Annotated in this window: 6 protein-coding genes and 3 pseudogenes; 6 read left to right on the plus strand and 3 right to left on the minus strand. The window is 60.8% G+C overall.

Annotated features, from left to right (window positions below):
- Nucleotides 1-68: 68 nt before the first annotated feature.
- The 4 genes from AC07U4_RS22640 (at nucleotide 69) to AC07U4_RS22655 (ending at nucleotide 4,687) form a co-directional block, all read left to right on the plus strand.
- Nucleotides 69-1,172: a LacI family DNA-binding transcriptional regulator gene (locus AC07U4_RS22640; RefSeq protein ID WP_495197210.1), complete on the plus strand. Its 1,104-nt coding sequence runs from the start codon at nucleotides 69-71 to the stop codon at nucleotides 1,170-1,172.
- Nucleotides 1,173-1,299: 127 nt separating this feature from the next.
- On the plus strand, nucleotides 1,300-1,461 hold the full coding sequence (locus tag AC07U4_RS22645) for a hypothetical protein (protein ID WP_495197211.1): 162 nt from the start codon (nucleotides 1,300-1,302) through the stop codon (nucleotides 1,459-1,461).
- Nucleotides 1,462-2,146: 685 nt separating this feature from the next.
- A complete protein-coding gene (locus AC07U4_RS22650; RefSeq protein WP_495197212.1) occupies nucleotides 2,147-2,647 on the plus strand; it encodes a YfiR/HmsC family protein in 501 nt (166 codons plus the stop codon).
- On the plus strand, nucleotides 2,648-4,687 hold the full coding sequence (locus tag AC07U4_RS22655; RefSeq protein ID WP_495197213.1) for a TonB-dependent receptor plug domain-containing protein: 2,040 nt from the start codon (nucleotides 2,648-2,650) through the stop codon (nucleotides 4,685-4,687).
- A 94-nt stretch (nucleotides 4,688-4,781) separates the two neighbouring features.
- Here AC07U4_RS22655 and AC07U4_RS22660 read toward each other — a convergent pair.
- Nucleotides 4,782-5,914, minus strand: a pseudogene (locus AC07U4_RS22660) (IS3 family transposase).
- 119 nt (nucleotides 5,915-6,033) lie between these two features.
- Nucleotides 6,034-7,962, minus strand: a complete 1,929-nt coding sequence (locus AC07U4_RS22665) for a putative bifunctional diguanylate cyclase/phosphodiesterase (protein WP_495197214.1) — start codon at nucleotides 7,960-7,962, stop codon at nucleotides 6,034-6,036.
- 513 nt (nucleotides 7,963-8,475) lie between these two features.
- Here AC07U4_RS22665 and AC07U4_RS22670 point away from each other — a divergent pair.
- Nucleotides 8,476-9,369: pseudogene (locus AC07U4_RS22670) on the plus strand (IS110 family RNA-guided transposase); the annotation flags it as partial.
- On the opposite strand, the pseudogene AC07U4_RS22675 reads toward AC07U4_RS22670, so the two are convergent.
- Nucleotides 9,342-10,525: pseudogene (locus tag AC07U4_RS22675) on the minus strand (IS3 family transposase). The pseudogenes AC07U4_RS22670 and AC07U4_RS22675 overlap by 28 nt on opposite strands.
- A gap of 219 nt (nucleotides 10,526-10,744) precedes the next feature.
- On the opposite strand from AC07U4_RS22675, the gene AC07U4_RS22680 reads away from it, so the two are divergent.
- Entirely contained in the window at nucleotides 10,745-11,692 is a 948-nt protein-coding gene (locus AC07U4_RS22680; RefSeq protein ID WP_495197215.1) for a glutaminase, read from the plus strand.
- The last annotated feature ends 322 nt before the right edge of the window (nucleotides 11,693-12,014 follow it).

Genomic DNA, 12,014 nt, shown 5'->3' on the forward strand with positions numbered 1-12,014 from the left:
ATAAAAATACGAGCAAGTGGATTGCGCAGCGTCAGACTGATGCGCAACATGTTGACCGGAATGGGCACTTGGGCGATGTCGCCCTAATGACCGGCAGTTTGCGCAAGCCCAAGAGCAGCAGTGCGCAACAGCGTGGCGCTCCCACGATCAACGATGTCGCAAGTGCCGCGGGTGTATCGAAGATGACGGTTTCCCGTGTGCTTAGCGCGCCGTGGAGCGTCAAGAATGCCACACGGGAGCGGGTGCTACAGATCATCGCCGATCTGCACTACACGCCAAGTCGCGCGGCGCGGATGCTGTCAGGTGCGCGCCAGCTCCGCTTCGGCGTGCTCTACAATCTGCCGCGCAGCTCCTACATCATCGATTTCCTGATGGGCGCGCTCGATCAGGCTTCAGCGATGGATGTGCAGTTAATCTCGCGCGGATGCCTGCTCAACGACACCGACGAAGACGTTTTCCGCACGCTGATCGCAAGCGGGATCGATGCCGCGGTGCTTACCCCTCCGCTTTGCGATTCACTACGCCTGCTCACCTTGGCGCAAGCGCTCGATATTCCGGTATTACTGATCTCCACCGACAACCGAGCGCTCAATTTGTCGGCAATTTTTATCGACGAGGTCGGTGCCGCAAGCGCGATGACCGACCATTTGCTTGCGCTTGGTCACCGCCGTATCGGCTTCATCGTCGGCGAGCCTGCACTGGCGGCTAGTCACGCCCGGCAAGCCGGGTTCATGAAAGCCCTTTCTGCGGCCGGCGTAGGTGCCGATCCGGCGCTGATCGCCCAGGGCGATTTTACCTACCGTTCGGGGTTGCATGCGGCGGAGCGGTTGCTGGCGCTCACCGATCGACCGACCGCGATTTTCGCCAGCAACGATGACATGGCGGCTGGTGCACTGACCGCGGCGCACCGGCTTGGGTTGGAGGTACCCTCGCACCTGACCGTCTGCGGTTTCGACGACAGCTGGATCGCAACGACGACCTATCCCGAGTTGACGACGATCCACCAACCCATCGTCGACATGGCTACGCAAGGCGTGCTGATCCTAGCCGAACTGGTCCAGCAATACGCAGCTGCCAAACGGGAAACCCGGCATATCGAATTGCCGTATGCACTCGTCATCCGACGGTCCGATGCGATCGTGGCTGCTGATCCCCGATCCCCGTGCAGTTAAGATGCGGACAGATGCCAAGGGTTGACGTGACCCTCATTTCTTCATCCACCTGGAACGAGATACCGGCCGTCGAAGGGACGGACGGAATGAAGCGGAATCAGCTTCTGGAAGACCAATCATCAGCATCATGAAGGAGGCCGAGGCGGTCTCATTGGTGACGGAGCTTTGCCGCAAGCACGGCATGTTGACGCACGCGCCGAACGCGGCTGCGTCTATGGGCCTCAGCGATGCGGACGCTCTGCCGATCCGCCCCGACGCGCGCATCGTCGGGGCGACGTATTCTCCTTGACTGCGGCACGACGGGCGAGCAGCAGCGCACCCTCAAGCCCCGGCATGTTCGATCGTAGGCGCTGCGATAAAGTCCGCGAGGCGGGCACGGCTGCCGACGCCGTCCCCCCCGAGCATCGACGGAATTACTCGAGCCAGGGCATGATCATTCGTACGGTTCGTCCGTATCCGTCGAGGAACCTGCTGCTCGCCGCGCCGTAAGCCTCGACCATGAGGATGAGCCGGTCCAAACCGGCGCGTCGCGTAACTGAACCTCCGCCGACCCGGATGCGGTGCCGACCTTCCTTACCACCATTCACGCCTCGATCGCACATCGGAATCGCGGCACCCGAAATTGAGGCGGCAACCCGGTTCCTGCGGGAGGCCTTCGATGCTGCGATCGCTTATGACACGGTGTCGGGCGGTCAGCCGCACCGGTCGCCCGAAGACCTGGCGTCGACGGTCGCGCTGGATGAGTACCAGCGGATCGTCGCAACGCGCATCGTCCGTCTCGGAAACAGCGCTAATATCGAGCTGTTGGAGATCGAGGGTGCCGCTCCAGGCGTCGAGAGGATCAGGGCGCGATCGGGCGAGACCGCATACCTTCAACCGGCATCCATTAACCAGACGTAGAGTTCCCGCTGTCACCACACGTTGAAGCGCCAAAGCGCTGTGCGCGGGGAACTGTTTTGTTGAAGCCTTTGACGTTGGCGATCGGCCTCGTCGCGCTTGGTTGCGCGACGCCGCTGGCTGCGGAACTCAACGTACCGATTGCCGTACGCGTTGTCTCATTCCTTCAGCCGAGTCCCATAGGCGCGGTTTCGGCCGCCATTATTTATGAACCTGGCGATCCGGTCTCGGAGGCGGAGGCAGGCGCGATCGAGCGTGCGGTGGGGTCCGGACTTGTTGCCCGTCGCAGTATCCTCCGAGTCCGCCGGGTGTCCGTCTCAGCAATGAGCACGCTGTCCGGGTATAAGGTGGCATTTGTGACAGCGGGCCTTCGTGCAGAGCAGTCCGGCATTGCGATGGCCGCAAACCGCTCGTCGGTCCTTACCATCTCCTCGGACCGCTCTTGTGTCCAAAGCGGCTACTGCGTCGTCGGTGTCACCGCCTCGCCCCAGATCCAGATCACCGTCAACCGAGCCGCAGCTCGAGCCGCCAATATCCGCTTCGGATCGGCATTCCTCATGCTGATCAAGGAAATCTGAATGCGCATATCTGCCTCTCTTATCCGTCTCCGCGTTCTTCTACTGGCCGGCATTGTACTGTCCCCAGCGCAGGCGCTTGCCCAGGCAGTGGACTATCAGAATCTGCAGGATACGCTCGGCGAGAAGGTGACGACCAGTGTCACCGGCAAGCCGCAGCGCGCCTCCGAACTACCCGCGTCCACCGTTATCATCACGCGCGAGGATATTGCTCACTCACCCGCCCGCGACGTACCCGGATTGCTCAAGACTTACGCCGGCGTCGATGTAAATCGCTGGACAGCCGGCCAGAGCGATGTCGCTGTGCGTGGCGGGGTGCAGACATACAATGCCCGGCTGCTGGTTCTGGTCGATGGCCGACAGGTCTATCTTGACCACTATGGTATGACCGACTGGAACTTGCTGGGCGTTCAACTTGACGAGATCCAGCAGATCGAGCTGATCCGCGGTCCTGCCAACGCCCTGTTCGGGTTCAATGCCGCCAGCGGGGTTATCAACATCATTACCCGACGGGTGGGGGACGCGCCGTCGGCAGCCGCAACGGCGGAGCTCGGCAATCACGGGATCGGCAAAGTGGCAGGATCAGTGACGTTGCCCGTTGCCCCGATGATCGGGATCCGCTTGGCTGGCGCTCACGCACGCGAGGACGAGCGTGACATCCCTTCCAGGCTCGTCCAGCCTACCCAGATCTTTGATGTTGCCAGTGATCAGATCTCTGGCGATGTCACCGGCTCGTTCAACGGGCTGGAGACCATCATCGGCGGTGGCCACGCCACCAACAGCCAGATCGAGTATCTGCCAAGCCAGCTGCTGTCCAACCAGCACTATCGTAGCAGCAACGTTCATGGCTCAGCCGCCCATGATACCGGCTGGGGCGGCCTAACTGTAAATGGCTACATCAACTGGCTCGATGCTGAATATGGGGTTGGAACGACGGCCAACCCTACCGATCCGATCGTGCTCAGAAACAGGATCATCGTCACCCAGGCATCCACGCTGGTGCGATTGGACAGTGTCAACACACTGCGGCTCGGGGTCGAGTACCGCAACAACCGGCTGCTGTCTGTCTATCAGTTTGCCAAGCGCGTCGCCTATGATGTGGCATCCGGCAATGCCATGCTCGACCTGCATCCGGACGACCGTTTCGCGCTGACCATTGCCGGGCGGCTAGACCAGCTCTGGCTGCATCAGTCGGGTATGATCACCCAGCCCGCCTATGACGACCCGCGTGATTTTGATCGCAGATTTACCCGGTTCAGCTTCAATGCTGCGCTGCTGATCCATACCGATGAGCAGGGCCTGCTGCGCATCAATGGTGGTCGCGGCTACCAATTGCCTTCGCTGGTCAACTTTGGAACGCGCCTGCCAATCGTCACGTCTTCGCCAATTCCGATCTTTGTCGCGGGCTCGCCACGTATTTCGCCCGTGCTGATGTGGAGCGGCGAGATCGGCTACAGTCGCGTGCTCGGCGCCAGTCACCTTGACGCCACCGCATTTCTCACACGTACCGAAAATGCGATCGCCTCTCCAGGTGATGGTCTGCAAACCGAACTGTTTCTATCGCCGCTTCCATCGCTTGTCGCACGGTTTGAAACGACGGGTAATTACACCACCTATGGAACCGAGCTATCTGCATGGGGTGCAATCGGCAGCCTCGCCTGGCGTGGGAACTATACCTGGACCCATACCGACGAGCAGCTGACGTCGCTGGCGCTACCAATCCCTTATGCCTTGTCACCAAAGTCAACTACACCGATTCACAAGGCCAGTGTCACAATGAGCTATAACGTTGGTCGGCTGTCGCTTACCGGCGTGGCTCGTTACACCTCTGCCAGCCGCCAGTTTGCCTTCTCCTCAAAGCCCCAGCTCCTCCTCTACCGCGTCGACGATGCGCTAGCCCTTGATGCTCGCGTCGGTTTTCGTCTCACCCGCGCGCTTGAAGTGTTTGCTGCAGGCGAAAACCTATCGTTGGCCGGCGGCGCTGCAGTATCGCCGATAGCTGCGGATCGTCGCGTGCGCACTGGTGTGCGTTTTGTTTTCTGAATAGGATGACGTTCGAAGGGCGGCTGGCGGGCTGTAAGAAGGGTGATCCTCAGACTAGATCTGAACGCACGCCTAATGACATGACCCCAGTCTTTCAGCCAACGGCAACCAGAGACCGGCCGGTGTTGTCGCGCATGAGCGCAGTTGAGGCAACGGGTGGGGTTAACCCCGCCCGTTGCTGTTCGAGTCCCGGCAGCGAACGCAGCCGGGTAGCGTAGCCGAGCGACGAGTGCGGCCGCTCGGTATTGTAGTCGTCATTCCAGCGCGCCAGGATCGAGTGGGCCTGACCGATGGTGAAGAACAGCGTCTTGTTGAGCAGTTCGTCGCGCATGCGACCATTGAAGCTCTCGACGAACCCGTTCTGTGTCGGCTTGCCCGGCGCGATGTAATGCTACTCGACGCCGACATCTCTTCCAGGCGAGTACCGCGTTCGACGTCAGTTCGGTACCATTGTCGCTGACGATCATCTTCGGCTTGCCGCGTTCGGCGATAAGATCGGCCAACTCGCGCACGACCCGCCGGCCCGAGATCGACGTGTCCACCACCGCCCGAAGGCACTCCCGTGTTACGTCATCGACGATGTTGAGCACGCGGAACCGTCGGCCGGTGACGAGCTGGTCGTGGACGAAGTCGAGGCTCCAGCGCTGGTTGGGAAGTGCCAGCACAGGTGCAGGCGCCCGACTGCCTGTGGCGCGCCTTCGTCCCTTCCGGCGCCTGACCGTCAAACCCTCCTCACGGTAGAGCCGCTGGGTCTTCTTGCGGTTGATCGTGATCCCGTCGCGATGCAGCAAAATGTGCAGCCGTCGATAGCCGAACCGCCGACGCTGCTGCGCAGCTCACGCAAACGCGACCCCAGGTCGCCATCATCCGCCCGGCACGAGCGATACCGCATGCTCGTACGGTCCGCCTCGACCACGGCACACGCCCGCCGCTCGCTCATTTCCAGCGTCGTCTGGAGATGCGCGACTGCTTGCCGCTTCGCGGCGGGCGTCACCACTTTTTTTACAGCAAATCTTTCAACCCCGCGTTGTCGAGCATCGTGTCCGCAAGCAACTGCTTGAGCCTGGCGTTCTCCTCTTCGAGCGACCGCAGACGCTTCGCGTCAGATACCTCCAGGCCCCCGACCTTCGCCTTCCATGCATAGTAGGTCGCGCTCGACATACCGTGCTTGCGGCACAGCTCCGTCACCACTGCACCCGCCTCGGCCTCCTTCAGGATGCCGATGATCTGCTCTTCAGAAAACTGCTTCCGCTTCTTTCCGTCCGTCCCTTCAAGGTTCGGTCTCTAGTTCCACGTGGATGAAGAAACGGGGGTCATGTCAGTCAACAACCACCCGTCTCGGATGATTATGCTGCAGCGTCCCTTGGCGTGCTAAGCATCTCGGCGACCTGACCAAATGCCACAGGCTTTCCAAAGAAGTAGCCTTGACCCTGAGTACACCCCTTGCGCGACAACAGTGCCGCTGCAGCTGCATCCTCGATTCCTTCTGCTGTCACCTTCATATCGAAGCTGCGAGCGAGCGAAATGATCGCGTCGACTAGCTTTTCACTCTCGACGCTGTCTGAGATCGATTTGACGAAGCTCTGGTCGATCTTGATCTTATCGAACTTAAGACGACGAAGGTTCGACAAACTGGAATAGCCAGTACCAAAATCGTCAAGAGCGATCGAGATGCCGCTTTTGCGAAACGTTGATAGCAAGCGTTCGGCAGCGGCGATGTCATCCATTACCGCATCCTCAGTAATCTCAATCTCAAAACGCGTCGGCGATAAGCCCTCGGTATGGATGATAGCGATCAGCGCCTCGGCCAAACCCGGCTCTTCGAACTGGGTTGGTGAGATGTTCACCGCCAGCCGCAGGTGACTGGGGATCTGTCGGGCATCAATACAAGCCTGTCGCAGGATCGATTTGGTCATGGCAGTAATCTGACCGGTACTGTCGGCAAGCCGGATAAAGGCGTCCGGCGTTAACAGCCCAAGACGCGGATGCTGCCAGCGAGCAAGAACCTCAAAGCCGCACAAGCCATCATCGCAGAAGCGGACGATCGGCTGGTAAAACGGCTTTACCTCACCGCGAGCGATCCCGTCGCGTAGTTCCTGCTCCAAGCGCCGCCGCTCGAACCGCTCGGATTCCATTAATGGAGAGAACAGGGAGACGCCGCCCTTGTTACCACGTTTGGCTTCGTACATCGCGATATCAGCGGCATGGAGCAGCTCGCCAGCGACGGCTCCATCGTCAGGAAAACGCGAGATGCCGATGCTTGCCCCTACCGTGATCATGTTGCTGCGCCACGCAAGTGGCTGGTGAAGAGCAGTGCTCGCCTGATGCGCAAGTGCCATCGTCTCGGTGCGACCCTGCTGCTCCAGAACAAGGATGGCGAACTCATCGCCACCCAGACGTGCGACGGTGCTATCTGGACCGAAGACGCTATGCAGGCGGTGCGCCACGGTTTTGAGGACCGTGTCACCTGCGGCATGGCCGTGCGTGTCATTTGCGTTTTTGAAACCGTCAAGGTCGATCAGCATGATTGACAACCGGCTGCCGGCCGCCATCGCACCCGCTATGGCGCTCTCAAGCGTAGTGCCAAACTCGCGGCGGTTGACGAGGCCGGTAAGGGCGTCGGTACGGGCAAGCAGTAGTGCCTCCTGCTCAGCAATTCCCCGGCGCTTGATCTCCGCTCGCAGCTGCACACCTCGTTCGGCAGCCAGCACAAGCCAAGCATAGGAAAGACCCGCCACGATTAGAACCGCAGCGGTGACGATTGCAACTAGAACGCGTGTGCGCCAAGCGGCTGCTTCGGCATGATGATGGGCACTGGCAATGCCGGACGCCGCGATCGCCTTGATTTCGATGAGAACACGGTCCGCATTGAAGCGAAAAGGGCGGAGCATGGCTACGCTAGCGGCAAAGTCCACCTCCAGCATCGACGATACCACCGCAACAGCGTCGTCATATTTGGCAAGTTCAACAACAACCTGCGTTGCGCGCCCGCGATCCTTCGGCTCCAACGCCTCTCGCCGCTTGGCGAGGTCGGCGCTGATGTCACTGATTCTGTGGCGGATATCAGCGAGACGCTTACCACCATCCAATGAGCGACCGTTGGCCGATGCGTCAACCAGCAGCCGGTATAGATTGCCGTCTTCATGATCAAAACGAGCAGCAATCTGGCTCAGCGCGACGGCGGTTTGCATGTCCTGGTCGACGATGAGGCTGTTGGCATGTTGAACATAGATAAGCGTGCCAAGACAAAGTGTCACCGCTACGACGAGCAGCATGATCACAGACTTGGGACCGGGGATGTACCGAAAAAGCCGCAGCCATCGTGCGGAACTAACGGGCGTATCTGGGTCGGCTATCACATCTCTCGGTGGTATCTGTAGAGTGTGCTGCCGCTTGCAGCTCTCATGGATGCTAGGATGCAGGAAATGCCCCCGTTTCCGCCATGTCAGTGCCGACGCACATCGACCGGCGCGGTAGACTGCGCTTCTAATGGTCCGTCGGTCATACATACGCCTCCTGCAATACCACCGACATTCCTAACAAACTGCTTCGTCGCGCTGCATGGGCGCTGCTCGCGGTGATATGTGATCACGATCAACCCCGATGTGGAAAGCCGCCCTTCCGCTCACCATCAGACTCAGACGTTTCCAAAACATGGGGTAATCGCGGAGCGATCTGCCCCGAGTCCGTGCCTTTATGAAGCCGGCAGACAGGTGGTTGTTCCCCGATAGGATGGACGAACGGGCTCACGATTGGCGCTGGGCCCATGTGTCGCACGGAGAACAACCATGGCCGAGTATATCGGTTTGGACGTGTCGTTGAAAGAGACGGCCGTCTCCATACGGCATTCGTGCAAGCGGATCTGGCGCGGCAAATGCGCTTCGGACCCGCAGGCGCTGGTCGAACTGATCCGCAAGCGCGCACCGGATGCGGAACGGGTCATGTTCGAAACCAACCCGCTCTCGGTGTGGTTCTATCATGAGCTAACCACGCTTGGCTTGCCGGCAATCTGCATCGATGCGCGCCATGCGAAAGCAGCGCTCGACATGGCGGCCAACAAGACCGACGCGAACGACGCCGACGGTCTGGCGCACCTCGTCGAGATCGGCTTCTTCCGGGAAGTACGGGTGAAAGGCTATGACAGCATGCTGATGCGCACGCTGGTGGCGGGACGCAGCAAGCTGGTCCGCATGGCGACCAGCCTCTCCAACCAGATCCGCAGTCTGATGAAAACCTTCGAGCTGGTCGTGCCTCTCGGCCAGGGCGGGGTGTTCGAGAAGAACGTCCGCCGGCTGCTGGAGGGCGAGGAGGCGCTAGCCCGCATCATCCTTCCAATGCTGGCGGCTTGGCGGGCCATGCGCGTCCGTGCCGCCGAACTTGGCCGCCAACTCGCTGCGGCTGCCCGGCAAAGCCAGGCATGCCAGTTGCTGATGCCGATCCCCGGCGTCGGGGTCGTCACGGCAACGACCTTCACCACCGCTATCGAAGACCCGGCGAACTTTGCGAGGTCACGATCGATCGGCGCATGGATCGGCCTGACGACCCGGCGGTACCAGTCCGGCGATATCGACTATGACGGACATATCTCCAGGCGCGGAGACGCGAATCTCCGCGTGCTGCTCTACGAGGCGGCGACGACGATCCTGACCTGCGTTCACGCCGACAGCGACTTGCGGGCATGGGAGTGACGTGCTCCCCAAAGCTCCCCTAGTCGTAACTGGAGTCCGGGGTTGTCATGATGCCCATCGGGGCGGTGTTGCACAACCCGCGCAGCCGCATCGGCGGGCGTCAGCCCGCCTATCCCGCTGTGCGGCCGCACATGGTTGTAATCGTCGCGCCAGAGCCGCAGCACCGAGCGGGCATGGCCGGGCGACACGAACAGCGTCTCGTTGAGGCATTCGTCGCGCAGGCGGCCGTTGAAGCTCTCGACGTAGCCGTTCTGTTGCGGTTTGCCCGGCGCGATATAGTGCCACTCGACAGGCCGCTCCTGCGTCCATCTAGGATCGTCAGGCTGGTCAGCTCGGTGCCGTTGTCGCTGACGATCATCAGCGGCGGCCTGCCTCTGGCGGCGATGATGGCGTCGAGCTCGCGAGCGACGCGCGCGCCTGACAATGAGGTGTCGACCACCAGCGCCAAGCACTCGCGCGTGAAGTCGTCGACTACCGCCAGGATGCGGATGCGCCGGCCGCTGCTCAGTGTGTCGTTGACGAAGTCGAGGCTCCATCGCTGGTTCGGTCCTTGCGGCAGCGCCATGGGAGCTCGCGTGCCCATGGCTCGCTTGCGACCGCGTCGACGCCTGATGCGCAGGTTCTCCTCACGGTACAGCCGCAGCAGCTTCTTGTGGTTTATGACCAGCCCCTCGCGAGCCAACATGATCCCTAGCCGCCGGTAGCCGAAGCGGCAACGCTCAGCCGCGATCTCCCGCAATCGTGACCGCAGGTCGCCATCATCACTACGCCGGGGCGCGTAGCGCACCGACGCCCTATCCGCGCTGAAGATGGAGCATGCCTGACGCTCGCTGATGCCGAAGCGCTGCCGAGCCTCCTCGACAACCCTCCGGCGAGCGGCAGGCTCCACCAGTTTATTGCTGCCGCCTCCTTGAGCACGGCGTTATCGAGCATCGCATCCGCCAGCAGCTGCTTCAGCTGGTGTTCTCGTCTTCTAGCACCTTCAGCTTGCGTGCTGCGACACGTCCATGCCGCCATACTTCGCCTTCCAGGCGTAGAGCGTCGCGCTGCTGATCCCGTGCTTCCGAGAGACATCGGCGGTCTTCATCCCGCCCTCCTGCTCGCGCAGCACCGCGATGATCTGCTCCTCGCTGAACCTGCTTTTCTTCACATCCGTCTCCTCACGAAAAACGGACTTTAGCTCAAACTGGCGGAGTTTTAGGGAAGCACGTCAGTGATACTCAATTTACGCCATGCCCGCAGCATACGCCGATCCGCGACCGGTGGAAACACGGACGCGGCTTTTTCACACGGTCTGCATCGGCGGATGGCAAAGCCATGTCCGTCGGACACAATTTCCCATCAGCCGCATCATCATCCATAGCAAGGCATGACCAGTCTATCCCAAATCGTTGCCGATATCGCGGCAGAAATGGCGGCAGCCCCCGATCGCGGCACGCCCGCAAGCTACATTCCGCTGCTGCGCGACATCGATCCTGCGCGTTTCGGAATTGCCGTGATAGAGGCGGGCGGCACCGTCCACGCGGCGGGGGATGCCGATGTCCCCTTCTCAATTCAAAGTATCTCAAAGGTTTTCACGCTCACCCTCGCGCTAGGGATGGTCGGCGACCAGCTGTGGAACAGAGTCGGTCGCGAACCGTCGGGTAGTCCGTTTAATTCCATCGTGCAGCTCGAAACCGAGCGGGGCATTCCGCGCAATCCGTTTATCAACGCCGGTGCCATCGTCGTGGCCGATGTACTGCTCGCAAGCCATCAGCCGCGCGAAGTCATCGCCGAGCTTCTGCGCTTCGTCAGGGAATTGGCGGACGATGACGACATCATCGTGGACCACGTTGTCGCTCAGGCCGAACTGGCCACCGGACACCGCAATGCCGCGCTGGCGCACTTCATGTCGGGGTTCGGCTCGATCGGGAATAGCGTCGACCGGGTGTTGGGGACATACGTCCATCAGTGTGCCCTGACGATGAACTGTCGCCAACTCGCTGCGGCCGGCCGCTTCCTGATGGCTCAGGGTATCAATCCAGCGACCGGACGATCGGTGATATCGTCTCAACGCGCGAGGCGGATCAATGCGCTGATGATGATGTGCGGACATTATGACGGTTCCGGCGAATTCGCCTATCGCGTGGGGCTGCCGGGCAAATCGGGCGTGGGCGGCGGCATCCTGGCGATCGCGCCGGGCCACGCATCCATCGCAGTATGGTCCCCCGGTCTCAATCCGACCGGCAACTCGCAACTCGGCACGCTGGCCTTGGAACGCCTCGCCTACCGCACGGGATGGTCGGCATTTGATCCCAATGCAAGAGCGACACTGTGACGATCTGATGAAGGCATCATAACGCGGCAGCGCTTGCGGATCATTGTTTTGGCACGGCCAGCAACGGCTTGGCACTATCGCATAGCGATGCGCTGGATACTGCAAGATCAAGCAGTAGCGTCAGTAACTACCATTCCTGCAAAGTTCGAGATGGCTGGACAATAATAATCTTTTCTCTCCCTCCTCAACCTTGCTGCGCGCGTCGGCGCAAATCTGACGACAACGCACGGGTAATCCCTTCGTGTTGCTAGGGTCAGGACCCATTGATGTGAGCATCGCGATCTGATTCAGGCTCTGCGAGGAGACAGTGGATGAGCGAGCT

This window comes from Sphingomonas sp. GW821-FHT02B09 (assembly GCF_059421875.1).

Bases quoted from the DNA above. Each gene is read 5' to 3' on its own strand.
- AC07U4_RS22645 (WP_495197211.1), top strand. From the start codon at position 1,300: ATGAAGGAGGCCGAGGCGGTCTCATTGGTGACGGAGCTTTGCCGCAAG.
- AC07U4_RS22655 (WP_495197213.1), top strand. From the start codon at position 2,648: ATGCGCATATCTGCCTCTCTTATCCGTCTCCGCGTTCTTCTACTGGCC.
- AC07U4_RS22665 (WP_495197214.1), bottom strand. From the start codon at position 7,962: ATGCTGCTCGTCGTAGCGGTGACACTTTGTCTTGGCACGCTTATCTAT.
- AC07U4_RS22680 (WP_495197215.1), top strand. From the start codon at position 10,745: ATGACCAGTCTATCCCAAATCGTTGCCGATATCGCGGCAGAAATGGCG.